General features: G+C 62.6%; 14 protein-coding genes. 7 read left to right on the forward strand and 7 right to left on the reverse strand.

What is annotated here, in order from left to right; genetic code table 11:
- Nucleotide 1 precedes the first annotated feature (1 nt).
- From F506_RS13205 to F506_RS13215, 3 genes are all read right to left on the reverse strand, one after another.
- Nucleotides 2-3,361, reverse strand: coding sequence for a maltotransferase domain-containing protein (locus F506_RS13205; RefSeq protein WP_053198116.1), 3,360 nt, complete (start codon nucleotides 3,359-3,361; stop codon nucleotides 2-4).
- A 16-nt stretch (nucleotides 3,362-3,377) separates the two neighbouring features.
- Nucleotides 3,378-4,946, reverse strand: coding sequence for a glycogen synthase GlgA (glgA, locus tag F506_RS13210; protein ID WP_053198119.1), 1,569 nt, complete (start codon nucleotides 4,944-4,946; stop codon nucleotides 3,378-3,380).
- Between the two features lie 293 nt (nucleotides 4,947-5,239).
- On the reverse strand, nucleotides 5,240-5,467 hold the full coding sequence (locus F506_RS13215) for a dodecin (protein ID WP_053198121.1): 228 nt from the start codon (nucleotides 5,465-5,467) through the stop codon (nucleotides 5,240-5,242).
- 270 nt (nucleotides 5,468-5,737) lie between these two features.
- Here F506_RS13215 and F506_RS13220 point away from each other — a divergent pair, with 270 nt between their 5' ends.
- The 5 genes from F506_RS13220 (at nucleotide 5,738) to F506_RS13240 (ending at nucleotide 10,349) form a co-directional block, all read left to right on the forward strand.
- A complete protein-coding gene (locus F506_RS13220; protein ID WP_053198122.1) occupies nucleotides 5,738-5,935 on the forward strand; it encodes a hypothetical protein in 198 nt (65 codons plus the stop codon).
- Between the two features lie 155 nt (nucleotides 5,936-6,090).
- On the forward strand, nucleotides 6,091-6,282 hold the full coding sequence (locus F506_RS23655) for a hypothetical protein (protein WP_053198124.1): 192 nt from the start codon (nucleotides 6,091-6,093) through the stop codon (nucleotides 6,280-6,282).
- A gap of 253 nt (nucleotides 6,283-6,535) precedes the next feature.
- Nucleotides 6,536-7,201 carry a sugar dehydrogenase complex small subunit gene (locus F506_RS13230; protein WP_053198126.1) on the forward strand — a complete coding sequence of 222 codons (666 nt, stop codon included), beginning with the start codon at nucleotides 6,536-6,538 and terminating at the stop codon, nucleotides 7,199-7,201.
- Nucleotides 7,198-8,850, forward strand: a complete 1,653-nt coding sequence (locus tag F506_RS13235) for a GMC family oxidoreductase (RefSeq protein ID WP_053198127.1) — start codon at nucleotides 7,198-7,200, stop codon at nucleotides 8,848-8,850. The genes F506_RS13230 and F506_RS13235 overlap by 4 nt, the downstream gene beginning before the upstream one ends.
- An 80-nt stretch (nucleotides 8,851-8,930) precedes the next feature.
- A complete protein-coding gene (locus F506_RS13240) occupies nucleotides 8,931-10,349 on the forward strand; it encodes a c-type cytochrome (RefSeq protein WP_053201579.1) in 1,419 nt (472 codons plus the stop codon).
- A 103-nt stretch (nucleotides 10,350-10,452) separates the two neighbouring features.
- Here F506_RS13240 and F506_RS13245 read toward each other — a convergent pair whose 3' ends face one another.
- Nucleotides 10,453-11,565, reverse strand: coding sequence for a sensor histidine kinase (locus F506_RS13245; RefSeq protein ID WP_235471148.1), 1,113 nt, complete (start codon nucleotides 11,563-11,565; stop codon nucleotides 10,453-10,455).
- Nucleotides 11,566-11,645: 80 nt separating this feature from the next.
- Nucleotides 11,646-12,026, reverse strand: a complete 381-nt coding sequence (locus F506_RS13250) for a response regulator (RefSeq protein WP_235471149.1) — start codon at nucleotides 12,024-12,026, stop codon at nucleotides 11,646-11,648.
- 338 nt (nucleotides 12,027-12,364) lie between these two features.
- Between F506_RS13250 and F506_RS13255 the strand changes: the two genes are divergently transcribed.
- Nucleotides 12,365-13,888 (forward strand): ATPase domain-containing protein, encoded by a 1,524-nt coding sequence (locus F506_RS13255; RefSeq protein WP_053201583.1) that lies wholly within the window; start codon nucleotides 12,365-12,367, stop codon nucleotides 13,886-13,888.
- On the forward strand, nucleotides 13,878-15,992 hold the full coding sequence (locus F506_RS13260; protein ID WP_053198131.1) for a hybrid sensor histidine kinase/response regulator: 2,115 nt from the start codon (nucleotides 13,878-13,880) through the stop codon (nucleotides 15,990-15,992). Before F506_RS13255 ends, F506_RS13260 begins: the two co-directional genes overlap by 11 nt.
- 8 nt (nucleotides 15,993-16,000) lie before the next feature.
- Here the strand turns inward: F506_RS13260 and F506_RS13265 are convergent, their stop codons facing one another.
- Nucleotides 16,001-16,537 (reverse strand): response regulator transcription factor, encoded by a 537-nt coding sequence (locus F506_RS13265; RefSeq protein ID WP_053198133.1) that lies wholly within the window; start codon nucleotides 16,535-16,537, stop codon nucleotides 16,001-16,003.
- The gene (locus F506_RS13270; RefSeq protein ID WP_053198134.1) at nucleotides 16,527-17,897 is read right to left on the reverse strand and encodes an ATP-binding protein; all 1,371 of its coding nucleotides are present in this window, start codon (nucleotides 17,895-17,897) and stop codon (nucleotides 16,527-16,529) included. Before F506_RS13270 ends, F506_RS13265 begins: the two co-directional genes overlap by 11 nt.
- Nucleotides 17,898-17,899 lie beyond the last annotated feature (2 nt).

Genomic DNA, 17,899 nt, shown 5'->3' on the forward strand with positions numbered 1-17,899 from the left:
TTCATGTCTCCATGGCGCGTATGCGCCAGATGCCGTATGGGTTTTTATCGGGGTTCAGGCTGAGCGGCTGGCTGCGGCCGGTCCAGCTGAAACGCCGGTCGGTCAGCAGATCCTCGGCCTGCACGCGACTGTCGTCGCCAAGGCCGAAGCCGTGCAAGGGAATGTCGATGTCGCCATGCTGCTCGTTGAATGGATCGAGATTGATTGCCACCAGGATCACGTTGTCGCCGAAGCGCAGGCGTTCGTCGTTGCTATCGGGGCTGTAAGCCGGCGTGGTCGACTTGACGAAATACAGCACCCGGTCGTTGGATGAGCGCAGGAAATGCACGCCGAGATGGGTCTGCAAAGCCGGGTTCTCGCGGCGGATGCGATTGAGGCGCGTGATGTCCTCGATGATGTTGCCGGGACGCTGCCAGTCCCAGGCGCGCACCTCGTATTTCTCGGAGTCGAGATATTCTTCCTTGCCCGGCACGGCCTGCGCTTCGCATAGTTCGAAGCCGCTGTAGACGCCCCACAAGCCCGACAGCGTCGCCGCCAGCGCCGCGCGGATCACGAAACCGGCGCGGCCGGAGCTTTGCAGGAAATAGGGATTGATGTCCGGCGTGTTGACGAAGAAATGCGGCCGGAAATAATCGCGCGGGCGGTTGTCGCCGTCGGGCGATCCGGTGAGCTCTTCGAGGTAATCGATGAACTCCTGCTTGCCATGACGCCAGGTGAAATAGGTATAGGACTGCGAGAAGCCGACTTTGGCCAGGCGATACATCGGCTTCGGACGCGTAAATGCTTCCGACAGGAAAATCACTTGCGGATAACGGCTGCGCACGGCGGCGATCATCCATTCCCAGAACGGAAACGGCTTGGTGTGCGGATTGTCGACGCGAAACACGTTGACGCCCTGCTGCACCCAGTACAGCACGACGTCGCGCAGGGCAATCCAGAGATCGGGGATGGCGTCCTCGGCGTAGAAATCGACGTTGACGATGTCCTGGTATTTCTTGGGAGGATTCTCCGCATAGCGCATCGAGCCGTCGGGACGCCGGGCGAACCAGCCGGGATGCTCCTTCAGCCAGGGATGGTCCGGTGCGCACTGGATCGCGAAATCGAGCGCCAGCTCCAAGCCATGCGCCGCAGCCGCGTCGCGCAGGCGCAGGAAATCGTCCAGAGTGCCGAGTTCGGGATGGATGGCGTCGTGGCCGCCCTCCTCGCTGCCGATGGCGTAGGGACTGCCGGGATCATCGTCGCCGGGAGTGAGGCTGTTGTTCTTGCCTTTGCGGTTCTTTTTCCCGATCGGATGGATGGGCGGAAAATACAGCGTGTCGAAACCCATTGCGCGGATCGCCGGCAAACGCGCGACCACGTCGTCGAAGCTGCCGTGCCTGGCAGCATCGCCGCTCTGCGAACGGGGGAACAGTTCGTACCAGCTGGAAAACGTTGCCGCCGGGCGCTCGGTCTCGAGCGGATATTCGATCGCGCTGCGCACCAGGAAAGCGCGTGCGCCGGCCAGTTCGGACAGGCGGTCGACCTGCCGCGCGGTGTCGTCGGACAGCAGCAGGGCCAGTCGATTGCCGTTCTTTCCGGACAGCGATTTGAGCAAGGCGGCGCTGCTTTCCAGTACAGCGCCATCGACGCCGTTCTCCAATGCCTGTTCCGCCAGATTGGCCACCAGCAGGCGCCCTTCTTCCAGTTCCAGGTCGACGTTGAGACCGGCCGCCGATTTCTTTTTCAGGCCGTCGCGGAACGTCTCGTAGACGTCGCTCCAGGCTTCGATGCAAAAGTAATGTCGACCGAGCCGCGGCAGCGACAGGCTGGCTTGCCAGCGATCGTTGCCAACGTGTTGCAGCGGCACGCGCTGCCATTGTTTTTCATCGGCAGCACGCACCAGCACGGCAGCGGCGAGATGGTCGTGACCGTCCATGAAGATGTCGGCGCTGACGGTGAAGCTCTGCCCCACGGTACGCTTGGCGGCGAAACGGCCGGCGTCGACGGTCGGCGCCACCTGCTCGATGGCGATGCGGCCGGTGCGGACTTTTTCTGCCACCGGCTTCTTGCGGCGGTTGGGATCGGGGGCGATTGCCGGCGGCGTTTGCAATTCGATCAGTGTGACTTCACCCGGTTGCAGCACGAACTCGCGCTCCGGCGGCCAGTCCAGGATGCGGCCGTCCAGTCGCTGCTGCCAGTCGCCGTCATCGAGGTGCGCTACCTGGCCGAGGCGAGGATTGATGGCGATCAGCTGATGCACTCCCACCTCGCGCGCCAGCAGCAGCACCGGCGCTTCGGGAGCACTGACGGTGCGCAGGCGGAAGCTGCCGGCCGACATGGCCTGATTGGCGGCGCGCACGTCAGCGTCGAGGTTGAAATCGGATTCGGCGCAGGCTTGCGCGAATTGCTGCGGCGTGGTCATGCGGGTGGATGCGGCGGCGTTGCGCGCAATGCTCAACGGTTCGGTCAAGCCGAATTCAAAGCCCATGGGCATCAGCCAGCCGCTACCGCTCAATGCGGCGAAACGCAAGGCACGGAGGGCGCCGAGGCGGCGCGTGTCCTTGTCGTGCCAGCCATGCACGCGGGCGGCGCGCGGGCCGAAGGGATCTTCCGGAAAGCCGAGTACGGGCGCGATGGCGGCCAGTTTTTCGTGTTCGCGGAAATACCACGGGGCGCGAAAATCCCACCACGCGCCCGAAGAAAAGACGGCGTCGAAGCCGCAATCGGCCAGGCGCTCCAGCTGTTGATGCGAACAGCCCGGCGTCCATGCCAGGAAGTGGCAGCACGAGCGCTGCTCCCGCGTGCGCTCCACCAGCCGGCACCAGAAGTCGCCGGGCAAACCGGCCGGATCGTGGCAAACGAAACCGGCCACGCCGGCGTCAATCAGCATCGCCAGGCGCATGTGCCAGCATTCGAGCAAGGCTTCGGCCACCTCGGGCGCGTTGAAGCGCGGTTGCGGAGTCAGGCGATCGGCATCACTCCCACTGTCGCGGCGGCGTGGATCCGGAAGATGGTCGCCGGTCATCGGCGAGGCATCGGCGACGGCAAACCAGTCGGGATGGCTGTGCAGCAACTGGTCGCTGCCGTGGACGCTGGTAACGGCAAGATCGAGCAGCAGGCGCAGGTGATGTTCCGTCGCCAGATGCGCGAGTTCTTCCAGCCGGTCCAGGCTGCCCAGGCTGTTTCCGGCGACGGGGTTTCCGGCGTTGCCGTCTTCCCCGGCAAACAGGCCGGCAATCAGCCCGTCGCCGCACAGCAGGACATGATCGAATCCCATGCCGGTGCTGCGCGCGAACAGATCGCTCCATCCTCCGTCGCCAACCAGCGTGGGATCGATGCAGTAAATACGCGGTGAAAAGGCCTCAGCGGCATGGTTTTCCAATGCTTGATCTCGCTTCTTATGCCGCTTGCTCCAGAGCGACCCGTGCATCAGGCGCCTTGCGTGCAAACAGCGGTTTCGCTTCCGTCGCGGCAATCGCGGCGTACGCGTCGACATAGGCGGCCGCAGCCGTTTGCCAGTCGAAGTCGGTGTGCATGGCGTTGCGCTGCATGGCGCGCCAGGCGCCCGCATCCTGGTGAAGCGCGAAGGCGCGCTCGATGGCGGCTTCCATGTCCCGGGCGGTTTCGCCGTCAAACAGCACGCCGCTGGCGCCGGCCGCAGCCGGTCCGTGCATGCCGACGTCAGCGATGGTGTCGGTCAGGCCGCCGACCCGCGAAGCGATCGGGATGGTGCCGTAACGCATGGCGTACAGCGGCGTCAGGCCGAACGGTTCGAAGCGGCTGGGATGCAGCAGCATGTCGCAGCCGGCGTGCAAGGCGTGCGCGCGCTCCTCGTCGTAGCCGATATGAACACCGACGCGGCCGGGATAGCGGTGCGCCAGATCGAGGAAGCCTTCTTCGTAGCTGCGGTCACCGCAGCCGAGCACCACCACTTGCATGCGCTCGCGGCGATCGAGGACCTGCGGCAATGTCTGCAACACGACGTCGGCCATCTTCTGATGCGACATGCGGCTGCCGATGCCGATGATGGGTGCGAACGGGTCGACCGGCAGCAGGCCGAACATGTCTTGCAGGTCGCACTTGGACAGCGTCTTGCCGCGCATGTCGTCGACGCTGAAGGAGTGGCGCAGCAGCGGATCGTGTTCAGGATTCCAGACCGCGCTGTCGATGCCGTTGGGGATCGCCCGCAAGGCGGCGCGGCGTTCGTTGAGCACGCCCTCCATGCCATAGCCGAAACGCGGCGTGAGGATTTCTTCCGCGTAGGTCTTGCTGACGGTGGTGATGCAGTCGGCGTGTTGCAGACCGGCCTTGAGAAAGCTGATCTTGCCCCAGTATTCGAGGCTGCTCATGGCTTGCGCATCGTGGGCGAGGCCCAGTTGTCCGGCCAGCGTCCAGTCGTAGTTGCCCTGGAAGGCCAGGTTGTGGATGGTCAGCATGGAGGCGACATGATTCAGGCCGGCGGTCTTGAGCAGGAACGGAATCAGTCCGGCATGCCAGTCGTTGGCGTGCACCACGTGGGGCGCCGGCACGGCGGTTTCGCCGGCACAGATCGCCACGGCGGCGTGCGCCAGATCGGCGAAGCAGACGGCGTTGTCGCAGAACTCGTTGCCGCTCTGGTCGATGTAGGGATTGGCGCTGCGCCGGCGGAACCGCTCGGTATCGAGCAGCAGAACCGGCACGTCGGTACCCGGCATCACGCCACGCAACAGGCGCGCCGGACCGCCCGGCAGATCGCGCGGCAAGGCCAGCGGTTGCAATGAGGCTGCAGCGCTATCGGTACTATCCCCGGCGTCGCCGGCCGCGGCACGTGCATGGTCGATGGCGACGCCGTAGCCAGGCATGAGGATGCTGGCATCAATGTTGAGTTTGCGCAGGCTGACGGCCAGCGCGGTAATGACATCTGCGAGGCCGCCGGTCTTGACGAGCGGTACGGCTTCGGAACTGACTAAAAGGACGCGAGCTTGCAATTGATCACCCCGTTCATGGCAAAGGCATGGAGAAAATTTGGACCGGAAGATGCAACCGGAAAACGCTGCATCGGAAAGCTCGGGATGGCGAGGTGCGTCGACCTTCTTCTTTTTCTTGTTGGTTCGGACGCGCACTCTTCGCACTCCTCGCACTTCTGAGTCCCGGCATGGTTCTTACCTTAAGCCAATCATGTTGCAGTGAACCATCGGACAGCAGCGCATATCACTGTAGGAGGCGTCCTACCGTCGTGTCGCCATTGGATGCGCAACGCGGCAAACTGATTGCGCCGGCCCTACTTTCCGATGCGAAAACCGATCTTGAGCGTGACCTGGAAATGCGCCACCTTGCCGTCCTCGATATGGCCGCGCTGGCTGACTACCTCGAACCACGCCAGGTGATGCAAGGAGTCGGACGCATCGGCGATGGCGTTGCGCACGGCCTCGTCGCTGCCCTTGTCCGAACTGCCGACGACTTCGACGACTTTGTAGCTATGGTTTCCTGCGGCGGCGGACGTGTTCATGGAATCTCCTGAGACAGATGGAAGGAAGCCGATCAGGAATGAGTGTTGGACGGATGGAGGCGGCAGGCCTATAAGCGCTCGCCTGAAAGACTTGTAGGAGAAGCTGTCGCTGCCGGTCGTCTTACAGCGGGATGCGGCGCACGCCGATGGTGATGCGAAGGCGGCAAAACTAAACTTGGGGCTAATCAGAAGCTGGCAGCATTGGGGTCGCGAATTGCGTTCCATGCGCCGCTGTCCCCGCTTTCACTGTCCCCTTTGAGGAGAACCGCCATGTTGAAATCCCAACCGAACAAAACCGCTCCGGACGCCAAGGATGTCCAGCAGACCGCCGCCAGGAATGACGGCGGCGACGGCGACCTCAAGCAGGAACAGGTCCGCCATCGCACCGCCTTGCGGATTGCCGGCATCGAAGGCGTTGACGGCTTTGCCGACGTGGCCGAGGAGGCAGAAGCAGGCCCGGCCTCCTGATTCCCATCGGCAGCATCGATGCCGGTATCGAAACCAGTCATGCCTTGAGAACAATGACGATGGCGGCCTCAACGGCCGCCATTGCTTTTTCCGGTATCAGTCCGATCTGATGTCCAGCTGATCCATATCTGATAGCCAGCCCAACAGGAGCAGCCATGTCCCATACCTCCCATCAATTGCACGAACAGGCGCGCCGCGCTCAACGGCATGCCGAACTGGAAGACGATCATCCCGGCAAGACGCCGCAGGCGCGTCCCGTCAAGGGTACCGCTCCGGCTGCGCCACCGGCGCATGAAGACGAAGCCTTCCGCGTTTTCGACGGCGACGCACCGCAGAGTGACGGCTGAGCTTGTTGCAGCTGCTCCACGTTTTCCGCCCCCGTCATCAATATTCCTGCTAAGTTGTCAGCAGGCGTAGCGACGCTTGTTTTCCACTGCTGCGCCCGGTTCCGGCCAATCGCATAGTTTGCAATAAAGACATGTTCTTGGATGCCTCAAGCATGTTAGCGCTAACATTGATATCATTGCCGCATCCCCGCCAACAAGAAATCGCAGGAATTCCCATGCGCCAGGTCACACCACCCAGCAAAAGAGCCGCTTCATGAAGCCTACTTCTTCACCTTCGCCGGCTCCCGACAAATCCTCCGCGACCGTCGGCAAAGTCAAACTGACCGGCGGCATCAGCCGGCGCCATATCCTGATCGGACTTGCGGCGCTGGTGGCCGAAGCCGGCTTCTGGAGCAACCCGCTGTTCAGCAATGCGCAGACGCCCGCCGCTCCCGCTGCAGCACCGCCGCCACCGAGTCCTGAGGCGATCGCCTTCCTGAATTTTTCCAGACGCATCACCGGCCACGCCGACCTGAAGACCGGGACCAGCGTCAGGATCGAAGCAGCGATGCGCAAGACTTATCCCGATTTCGCGGCGCAGTCGTCCCGCCTCGGCGCGCTGCTGCAAGACGGCCAGGAACCGAAGGCCTTGCTGGCTGCCGCCACCGAGGCCGGGCTGCGGGACCTGGCGCTGGCCATCGTCGCCGCGTGGTACACCGGCACCGTCGGCAAAGGCAAGCAAGCCGTGGTGGTGTCGTACGCCGAAGCGCTGATGTACCAGCCGGTGTCGGACGGCCAGACCGTGCCGACCTATTGCAACTACGGCCCGCTGTGGTGGACCAAGGCGCCGCCGGCGATCCGCGTCTCCGCCCCCGTTGCGCCCTCCGCTGCCCCGGCCCCCGCCACTACCGGCACTCCCGAACCCAAAGCAAAAACATGAAACAACCACTATTTACTGCCGATGGCGACGCCACGGCCGATGTCGTCATCGTCGGATCCGGCGTGGTCGGCGCAATGATCGCCGATCAGCTCGTGACCCAGGGCTATTCGGTACTGATGCTGGAAGCCGGCTTGCGCATCGAACGTGCACAAGCGGTCGAGAACTGGCGCAACATGCCGTTCGAAAACCGTGTCGGTTCCGACTATCAGGGCCTCTATCCGCAAGCGCCCAACGCACCGGCGCCGCTGTACTTCCCGAAGAACGACTACATCGCGCTGTCCGGTCCGGACGGCAACGGGTTCCAGCAAGGCTATCTGCGCACGGTCGGCGGCACCACCTGGCATTGGGCGGCGTCGTGCTGGCGCCATCTTCCGGTCGACCTGAAGATGAAGTCGACCTATGGCGTCGGTCGCGACTGGCCGATTTCGTATGAAGAACTGGAGCCGTATTACTGCCGCGCCGAAGAAGAAATGGGCGTGGCCGGACCGAACGACCCGGCCCTGCAATCGCCGAGCGAACGCAGCAAGCCCTATCCGATGGATATGGTGCCGTGGGGTTATGCCGAGAAGCGCTTCGCCGAGGTGGTGAATCCGCACGGCTATAATTCGGTGCCGATTCCGCAGGGACGCAGCACGCGCCCGTGGCAAGGCCGTCCGACCTGCTGCGGCAACAATAATTGCCAGCCGATCTGCCCGATCGGCGCGATGTACAACGGGATCCACCACGTGCAGCGCGCCGAGATGAAAGGCGCGAAGGTGCTGTCAGAGGCGGTGGTGTTCAAGGTCGATACCGACCAGAACAACCGTGTCACGGCGGCGTATTGGTACGATGCCGGCAAGAAGCCGCACAAGGCGACGGCCAAGGCCTTCGTCTTCGCCTGCAACGGCATCGAGACGCCGCGCCTGTTGCTGCTGGCGGCCAATGCGGCGAACCCGAACGGCCTGGCCAACTCGTCGGATCAGGTCGGCCGCAACATGATGGATCACTCCGGTTTCCATTGCACCTTCCTCGCCAACGAACCGATCTGGACCGGCCGCGGTCCGGCGCAGAGCAGTTGCCTGGTAGGCCCGCGCGATGGCGCCTCGCGTGCGGAGTATTCGTCCAACAAGATGATCCTCAACAACATCACGCGTGTCGGCCCGGCCACCCAGCAAGCGCTGAAACTGGGCCTGGTCGGCCCCGAGCTCGACGATGAAATCCGCCGTCGCGCAGCCTTCGGCGTAGACTTGTCGATCAGCCTGGAGCCGCTGCCGGAAGCGCACAATCGCCTGACGCTGAGCAAGACGCGCAAGGATCCGCTGGGCCTGGCTTGCCCCGACATCTATTACGACGTCGGCGACTATGTACGCAAAGGCGCCGAGGCCGCGCACAAGCAACTGGAACACATCGGCCGGCTGTTCGGCGCGGTGGAGTTCAACATCACCACCAGCCTCAATGCCAACAACCACGTCATGGGTGGCGTGATCATGGGCGCCAATCCCAAGGACTCGGTGGTGGATGGCAATTGCCGCGCCCACGATCATGCCAATCTGTGGCTGCCGGGCGGCGGCGCGATGCCGTCCGCCAGCGTGGTCAACAGTACGCTGAGCATGGCGGCGCTGGGACTGCGCGCTGCCGATGATATCGGCAAGATGCTGGCGAAGGGATGATCATGACCGTGCGCTCCCTCCTCATCCTCTCCTTGCTCGCGGTGGCTGGTTTGACCACGGCACATGCGCAGGAACAGTCATTGACCAAACCTCCGGCTCCGGCATCCCAGGCGTCCCCGGCGTCTTCCACGGCCCCGGCCGGCCCGGCCAAAGACGACGTCGAGAGCGGCCGCTACCTGGCGATCGCCGCCGACTGCATGGCCTGCCATACCGCGCCGACAGGCAAGCCGTACGCCGGCGGCTACGCGATCGAATCACCGCTGGGTACGATTTACGCCACCAACATCACGCCGTCGAAAACCGCCGGCATCGGCAACTACAGCGAGGCGCAATTCGCCCGCGCCCTGCGCGAAGGCGTGCGCGCCGACGGCAGCCATCTGTACCCGGCCATGCCGTACACCAGCTACGCCATGCTGACCGACAGCGACGTGCACAAGCTGTACAGCTACTTCATGCATGCGGTCGAACCGGTCGACACGCCTACCTCCAGCCAGACCGCCTTGCCCTTCCCGTTCAATGTGCGCATGTCGATGCTGGCGTGGAATGCGATCTTCCTCGACACCAGGCGCTTCGTTCCCGATGCGGCGAAATCACAGCAAATCAATCGTGGCCGCTACCTGGCCGAAGGCCTGGCGCATTGCAGCGCCTGCCATACGCCGCGCAATTTCCTGATGAGTGAAAAGGGCGGCTCGGCGCTGGCCGGCGCCCCGCTGGGTTCATGGCATGCGCCCAACATCACGTCGGACAAAGTCAGCGGCGTCGGCGGCTGGAGCGACGCCGAGCTGGTGCAATACCTGAAAACCGGCCACGCCGAAGGCAAGGGCCAGGCCGGCGGCGCGATGGCCGAAGCGGTCACCAACAGCTTCCAGCATCTGCGCGACGATGACGTGGCTGCGATGGTCGCGTACCTGCGCACGGTGCCGCCTGTGCGCGACAACGCCCAGGCGCAGCCGGCCTACAGCTACGGCAAAGCAGCCAGCGATGAGCCGGCGCTGCGCGGGCTGAACGGTCCCAACGAGCACGACAGCCTCAACAGCGGCGCGGTACTGTTCAGCGGCTATTGCGCCAGTTGCCATGCGGCCTCCGGCTCAGGAAGCAGCGGCCAGGACTATCCGTCCCTGTTCCACAACACGACAACCGGAGCACGCAATCCTGCCAATCTGGTATCGGCAATCCTGTACGGCGTGGAGCGCAAGATCGGCGACAAGGAAATCCTGATGCCGCGCTTCGATGCGCATTCCTATGTCAATCCGCTGACGGACCGGCAGATCGCGCTGATCGCCAACTATGTGCTCAAGCAATACGGCAATCCCGACGTGCAGGTCAGCGAAGCTTACGTGGCGCAGGCGCGCAAAGGTGGCGAGCAACCGGTGCTGGCCAGACTGCAGCCCTTCATTGCGCCGGCCATCGGCGTGGCTGTCCTGCTCTTGTTGCTGTTGCTGCTGATTGCCGTGGCCGTCGTCACGGTGCGTCGGCGCCGGCGGATTCCATTCAAGTAAAAAGCAAGATTGCGCAAGGCATGAAAAACGCGGAGTCTGCGCCTGGCGCAGCTCCGCGTTGTCGTTTGGAGAAAGGTCTGAAGAAAGGTCTGGAGAAAGCGAATCAGCGCCGGTCAGGCCGGTTCGGCAGGATGAAACTGAAGCGGGAACCCTTGCCCGGTTCGCTGACGACGTCGAAGCTGCCCTCATGCGCTTCAACGAAGGTCTTGAAAATCGCCAGTCCGAGACCGAGACCGCCCTGCTCCCTCGTTTCGGTTTCGAATTTCTCGAAGATCAGGTCCATGCGGTCTTTGGAAATGCCCAGCCCGTTGTCGCTGACCCAGCACTCCGTGCCGGAGCCGTCGGCAGTGTGCGCCGCGCCGATCACCACTTCTCCGTGGGGCGTATGCGTGATGGCATTGGCAATCAGGTTCTGCATCATGCGGCGCAAGAGATTGGCGTCGGCATAGATCACCAGTTCTTCGGGCACATCGTTAAGCAGCCGCGTGCTGCCGGTGCCGGCGACCGGATTGAGGTCGTAGACCATGCTTTCCACCAGCGGCCACAGATCGATGTTGCGGCGTTCCAGCTTGACGCCGCTTTCGGTTTTCATGCTGTCGTTTTCCTCAATGACCTTGGCCACCAGTCCCGACATGCTTTGCACGTTGCGCTGCAAGACCTTGATCATGCGCGCCGCACGCGGATCGGCATTCTGCGAGGCCAGAGTCGATTCGAGCACCTTGGACGCCAGCGCCACCGCGTTGAGCGGCGTGCGCAAATCGTGTGCGATGAAGGAAAGATATTCTTCGCGACGGCGCTGCACCTCCAGCGCGCGATTGACCGAGAAAGTCTGCACCGCCAGGCCGATTGCGCTGTCGAACACCAGATTGATGACGTGGAACGGTTTGCCCTGCAGGTTGATCTGGTGGGTGCCGGCCAGATCGTGAATGCAACCGCGCAGCAGATTGTATTCAGCCACCACTTCCTCGATCAGGTAACCGTCGTGCAGGCGCTGCAGGCCGTGTTCCGGCGGCGTACCGTCGGCAAGCACTTCGGCGATCGACTCGTCGGAATTGCGGCGAAAAGCCAGTGCGATCTCGTCCAGCAAGGCCGGCACATGGTCATTGAGGGTCGGCGTGCTGAGGTTGCGCGCAGAGGGCAAGGCGCGCACCATGCTGCGCCAGCGCGTCAGCAGCGCTTCGCGATTCTGCTCAACCAGGGCGGCTAATTGTTCCAAGGTATTGATAGCGTTCTCCGGGATCTGAAACGGTGCGGCAAAACGGCGCCGTGCGGCGCCGCTCACCGCTCACCGTTGATTTACTGCAATTGTTTGCCGATGTTGTCGAGGATGTCCTGCAACTGATCGATGTCGTAAGGCTTGGGCAGCGAGAAGGTGCCGGGGCCGATGTTCTTGCTGATCTGCGCGCCGTAGCCGGAGGCGAAGATGATCTTCAGCGCCGGTGTTTTTTCGCTGGTGCGTCTGGCCAGCTCGATGCCGGACATGCCCGGCAGGCTGACGTCGGTGAACAGGACGTCGAAGTCCTGCTGCTCCAGTTCGGCCAGCGCCTCTTCGGCGCTGCCGACGCCTTCGGCGCGATGGCCCAGCGCTGCCAGCAGTTCGCAGACCAATTGCTGGGAATCCAGATTGTCCTCCACTACCAGAATATGCAGGCCGGAAATATCGGCTTGATTCGCCATGCTTGATACGCTTGTGGTCATTGTTGTTTGTATTGTCATTTCAACATCTGTTGATGTGGATAGCAGGAATTCCGGACGTGGGTTTTGCCTGAATTTGCACATGTCGATAGTAATGCATTCTGACCGGCGTGCACTAGCATGCCGTGCAAATCCCGGCAAATCGCCGAAAAGCCGAAAACCTTGCCCAGCCTGGGTTGCAGGACCGGCTTCAGAATGTCTTACAAGAGATTCAGGAGTCATCTGACAGGGAGGGAAATCTCCCGCCTGCTACAGTGAGTCACATAAAAAAAGCGGTCGCGGCATCTGCCCGATCATCACAACCTAACGATATCGACGTGATGGCTACACAACAAAACCACCTCACACCGGATCGCGCACCAGATCCAACATCGACCCGATCCGCGACCGGCATCAGCGGCCTGGACATCATCCTCGGCGGCGGCATTACACGCGATCGACTCTACCTTGTCGAAGGCACCCCGGGAACGGGCAAGACCACCTTCGGCTTGCAGTTCCTGCTGGAAGGACTGAAACAGGGCGAGCCGGGTCTCTACATCACGCTGTCGGAAACGGCCACGGAATTGCGCGCGGTTGCCGCGTCGCACGGCTGGTCGCTGGAGGGATTGTCGCTGTACGAACTGATCGACGAGGAAGACCTCAATCCGGATTTCCAGCAATCGATCCTGCATCCGTCTGAAATCGAACTGGGCGAAACCATCAAGAACGTGATCGCCCGGGTCGATGAACTCAAGCCGGCCCGCGTGATCTTCGACAGCTTGTCGGAAATGCGCCTGCTGGCGCAGAATCCGCTGCGCTACCGTCGCCAGATCCTGGCGCTCAAGCACTTCTTCTCCACCCGCAAATGCACCGTGCTGATGCTCGATGACCGCACCGCCGAGGCCGGTGACTTGCAGTTGCACAGTATCGCCCACGGCGTGATCAGCCTGGAGCAACTGGCCCAGGATTTCGGCACCGAACGTCGCCGCTTGCGGGTAATCAAGATGCGCGGCATCAGTTTCAGCGGCGGCTATCATGACTTCGTGCTGAAGACCGGCGGCATGCACGTCTTCCCGCGGCTGATCGCTGCAGACCATTTCGCCGACTTTGAAAACAGCATGGCCACCACCGGCGTACCGGGGCTTGACGTCCTGCTCGGCGGCGGTCTCGTGCGCGGCACCAATACCCTGCTCAGCGGCCCATCCGGAGTCGGCAAGACCACCACGGCATTACGGTGCACGCTGGGAGCACTGGAGCGCGGAGAAACCGCCGCCTATTACCTGTTTGACGAAGGAGTCGGCACCTTGATCGCCCGCGCCCGCGCGCTGGGCATGGACATCGATCCCTACCTGGCGGATGGTAGCCTTGCGTTGCATCAGATCAATCCGGCTGAAATGTCGCCGGGAGAATTCTCCGCCACGCTGCGCAATGCGGTTGAGAAGGAAGGCCGCACCTTTGTCGTGATCGATAGCCTCAACGCCTATCTGCAAGGGATGCCGGGAGAAAAATACCTGCTGCTGCAAATGCACGAGATGCTGTCCTACCTGAACCAGCAAGGCGTCACCACGATGCTGGTGCTGGGCCAGCACGGCCTGGTCGGGGAAATCCGTTCGGACATCGACCTCAGCTATCTCAGCGACGCCATCCTGCTGTTCCGTTTCTTCGAGGTGCGCGGCGATATCGCCACCGCCATCTCGGTCGTCAAGAGCCGCGCCAGCCATCATCCCCGTTCCATCCACGAGTTTCGCCTCAGTCCGAACCAGGGTCTGCAGGTAGGCGAACCGCTACAGGATTTCGAAGGCATCATGAGCGGCTTGCCGACTTACCGCGGCAGGACCCCCATGCTGGCCACCGATGCCGATTAATCTGCCGCTGGAAGAACGCATCCTCATCCTTGCCCCCCATGGCCGGGATGCGGAAGTCATTGAGCAGACGCTTTCGGAGGAAGGCCTGGGATGCGCCATTTGCAGCAGCTACGCCACGCTGTTGCAGGAACTGGAACACGGCGCCGGCGCAGCACTGATTACCGAGGAGGCGCTCAGCAACGCTGATTTCTCTCTGCTGCACAGCTGGGTGGAAAAGCAGGAATCATGGTCTGATTTTCCCTTCGTGATCCTGAGCGCTCGGCAGCGCAATCTGGCGCGCAATCCGGTGCTGGATGTGCTGGAGCGGCTGGTCAACATGATCTTGCTGGAGCGCCCCGTCAATAGCGAGACGCTGCTGCGCGCCGGCGTCTCGGCGCTGCGTGCACGACGCCGCCAATATCTGAGTCGCAGTCATTTGCAGGAACGTGCACGCTCGGAAGAACATCTGCGCCTGGCGCTGCATGCCGGACGTCTCGGCTCCTGGAGCCTGGAACTGGCCAATTCCATCCTGATCGTCTCCGACGCATGCAAGATGCATTTCGGCATCGCGCCGGAGAGCGAATTCACCTACGACGACCTGATCAACGCAATTCACGCCGACGATCGCCAGCGCCATCTGGATGTGATCGAAGCGGCCATGCTGTCGAAGGACGACTTCTCCATCGAATACCAGGTGGTGTGGCCGGACGGTTCCGTACATTGGGTGCAGATACGCGGCCAGACGCTGCACGATCGCCTCGGCGTGCCGGTCCAGATGGCCGGCGTCTCGCTCGACATCAGCGACCGCCGTGAAGCGGAGGATCGTCTGCTGGAAAGCCAGAGCAATTTGCGCCAATTCAACGAGATGCTCGAGTTGCGCATCCAGGAGCGCACTTCCGAACTGGCCCAGGCCAACGACCGCCTGATGAAGGAAATGTCCGAGCGCGAGCGCACCCAGATCGCACTGGTGCAGGCGCAGAAGATGGAAGCCATCGGCCGCCTCACCGGCGGCATCGCGCACGATTTCAACAACCTGCTCAATGTCATCATCGGCAACGTCGACCTGATCGAGCGCCTGTCTGCCGATGAACGCATCAAGCGCATGGCCGGTTCCGCGCGCAACGCCACCAAGCGCGGCGCCAAGCTGACCGGGCAGCTGCTGGCCTTTTCGCGCAACCAGACGCTGGACCTGAAAGCGGTGGACATCGGCTCGGTCATCGACGGCATGAAGGATCTGATCGCCGTATCAGTGGGTTCCGGCATCGACATCACGATCAGCGTCGCGGAGGGTCTGCCGCGCGCCGTAGCCGACGCCAACCAGATCGAAATGGCGATCCTCAATCTCGCGATCAACGCGCGCGACGCCATGCCGGATGGCGGCAACCTCAACATCGACGTGCAACACCGCTACGCCCACGATGGCGTGCTCAAGCCCGGCGCCTACATCGTCATCGAGGTCAGGGACACCGGCACGGGCATCACGCAAGAAATCCTCAGCAAGGTGTTCGACCCGTTCTTCACCACCAAGGCTGTCGGCAAAGGCACCGGTCTCGGTCTCAGTCAGGTCTATGGCATTGCCGACCAGTCCGGCGGCATGGCGCGCATCGATAGCACGGTGGGCAAAGGCACGACCGTGGAAGTCTGGCTGCCGGTGGCCGGCGCGATGCCGGTGCGGGAGCATGATCAGGAGACGCTGGACCAGCCGCTGGAGCCGAAGGAATCCGGCAACATCCTGGTGATCGAGGATGACGCCCAGGTCCGTCAATTCATCGTCGAATGCCTGGAAATTCTCGGATACACGGTGGACCAGGCGGAGAACGGCTGGTTCGGCCTGGAGAAATTGCAGACCGCGCATTTCGACCTGTTGATCGTGGATTTCCTGATGCCGGGCATGAACGGCGCCGAAGTGATTGCCGCTGCCCGCGAGCGCGATCCGCACCTGCCCATCATCATGGCTACCGGCTATGCCGACATGCAGGCGGTCGAAAAAGTCATCGACCTCGATGCCGTGTTGCGCAAGCCGTTCCAGATTACCGAGCTGGCCAATAGCGTCAAGCGCGCCATGCATGCCTCCAACGCAATGCAACACCGTCACGACGCTCCGCCCGCCACCTCCCGCCCCTGAACCGCGATTTACTTGACGCGCTGCTTTTCCAGCTTGCGCGCCAGCGTGCGCCGGTGCATGCCGAGACGGCGCGCCGTTTCCGAGATGTTGAAATCGGTCTCCACCAGTACTTCGTGGATGCGTTCCCATTCGAGGTTCTTGATCGAGGTCGAGCGCGCCGTGAGTTCCACCTCCGTATTGCCGGCGATGTGCCCGAAAGCGGCTTCGATGTCGTCGGTGTTGGATGGTTTGGCGAGATACTGGCAGGCGCCCAGCTTGATCGCCTCCACCGCCGTGCCGATGCTGGCGAATCCGGTCAGCACCACGATCAGCATGGCCTCGTTGTGCTGGTGCAGCATCTGCACGCAGGACAGGCCGGAGGTGTTGCCGTTGAGCTTGAGGTCGACCACCGCGTAGCCGGGATTGTGCTGCGCCAGCAAAGCTGCGGCTTCATCCTGGCTGGCGGCGTGCAGGACGGTATAGCCGCGCCGTTCGAACGAGCGGCTCAGCGTGCGAGCGAAGGCAGCATCGTCTTCGATGATGAGCAGCAGGCGTTCAGTCGGCATGGCGCTCTTCCTTGTGCGAGTCCTCTTCGACCGCGGTATTTTCCGATTCCAGGCTGATAGCTGACAGCGGCAGCGTCAGGCGCACCGTGGCGCCGGCGACATGGCCGTTTTCGACACGGTTGTGCGCGGTGACGGCACCACCGAGTTTGCGCGCGACGTTGACCACGAAGAACAAGCCCAGTCCGCCGCCGGTTTTGGCTTTGGTCGATTGGTAAGGCTTGCCGATCTGGTCCAACATCGACGGTACAAAACCTGGACCGGTGTCGTCCACGCTGAGGATCAGTTCGTCGGCTTCGCGCGCAGCCGTGAGGCTGAGCCAGCGCGGCGAGGCTTCCAGCGCATTGTCGAGGACGTTGCAGATCATTTGTTTGAGTGCGGAGTCGAACGCGACAGGCATGTCGTGTTCGATGAGGTTGCGGTAGTCGAAGGCGACGATGGGACGCGTCGTCCGGAATTCCTCGGCGATGTCGCCCAGGAAGGTATTAAGGGTCGTCTTGACCGAGGACTCGCCGCGCGCTTCTCCGGCCGACAACAGCACGCCGCTGACGATGGTTTTGCAACGCTGCAGCTGGATCTGCATTTCGCTGATCTCTTCGATCAGCACGGGATTGCTGCTGAATTCGGGCATGCGCCGCCAGTCGCCGAGGATCACCGCCAGCGTTGCCAGCGGCGTGCCGAGCTCATGCGCGGCGCCGGACGCCAGCAGGCCCATGCGCACGATGTGATCTTCTTCGGCGGCGCGTTGGCGCAAGGCCGCCAGCTGGGCATCGCCGGCGCGGCGGTTGCTGCTGATGCGCGTGATGAAGATGGCCAGCAAAGAGGCGATCAGCAGGAAACTGATCAACATGCCTTCGACGTAGAGGCTGAACAGGCCTTCATCGTGGTCCGGCGGCAGCGACAGCGGCATGAAGAACTGCGACAGGCCGGCAAAGCACAGGCCGGTGATGCAGACGATGGTCCAGGTGGACCAGGTTTCCAGCAGCACCGCGCTCAGGATCACCTGCAGCAGGTACAGGAAGGCAAACGGGTTGCTGGCGCCGCCGCTGAGGTAGAGCTGCGCGGTGAGTGTGGCGACGTCGACCAGCAGCGCCAGGAACAGTTCGCGGTTGGTGACGAAGGGGCGCTCATGCCAGCGCAGGTGGCTGCCGATGTTGAAGGCGATCAGGCAGGCCAGCACTTCCAGCATGTGCGGCAGCGGCAATTGAATGTCGAAGCCGAAAATCACCACGATGATCGTAGTGATCTGGCCGAACACGGCGATCCAGCGCAGCTGGATCAGCTGCAGCATGTTCTTGTGTCCGGCGGCGCGATCAGGCGTATGGGCGGTTTCCGGGCCTGGCGGGATGACGCTGTCGATCATGG

Origin of the sequence: Herbaspirillum hiltneri N3 (assembly GCF_001267925.1) — a bacterium.
Taxonomy (GTDB): Bacteria; Pseudomonadota; Gammaproteobacteria; order Burkholderiales; family Burkholderiaceae_D; genus Herbaspirillum; species Herbaspirillum hiltneri.

Excerpts from the sequence above, each read along its gene's own strand:
- F506_RS13220 (WP_053198122.1), top strand. The coding sequence starts at position 5,738 with ATGTTGAAATCCCAACCGAACAAAACCGCTCCGGACGCCAAGGATGTC.
- F506_RS13260 (WP_053198131.1), top strand. The coding sequence starts at position 13,878 with ATGCCGATTAATCTGCCGCTGGAAGAACGCATCCTCATCCTTGCCCCC.
- F506_RS23655 (WP_053198124.1), top strand. The coding sequence starts at position 6,091 with ATGTCCCATACCTCCCATCAATTGCACGAACAGGCGCGCCGCGCTCAA.
- F506_RS13270 (WP_053198134.1), bottom strand. The coding sequence starts at position 17,897 with ATGATCGACAGCGTCATCCCGCCAGGCCCGGAAACCGCCCATACGCCT.
- F506_RS13250 (WP_235471149.1), bottom strand. The coding sequence starts at position 12,026 with ATGGCGAATCAAGCCGATATTTCCGGCCTGCATATTCTGGTAGTGGAG.
- F506_RS13265 (WP_053198133.1), bottom strand. The coding sequence starts at position 16,537 with ATGCCGACTGAACGCCTGCTGCTCATCATCGAAGACGATGCTGCCTTC.
- F506_RS13230 (WP_053198126.1), top strand. The coding sequence starts at position 6,536 with ATGAAGCCTACTTCTTCACCTTCGCCGGCTCCCGACAAATCCTCCGCG.
- F506_RS13215 (WP_053198121.1), bottom strand. The coding sequence starts at position 5,467 with ATGAACACGTCCGCCGCCGCAGGAAACCATAGCTACAAAGTCGTCGAA.
- F506_RS13255 (WP_053201583.1), top strand. The coding sequence starts at position 12,365 with ATGGCTACACAACAAAACCACCTCACACCGGATCGCGCACCAGATCCA.
- F506_RS13235 (WP_053198127.1), top strand. The coding sequence starts at position 7,198 with ATGAAACAACCACTATTTACTGCCGATGGCGACGCCACGGCCGATGTC.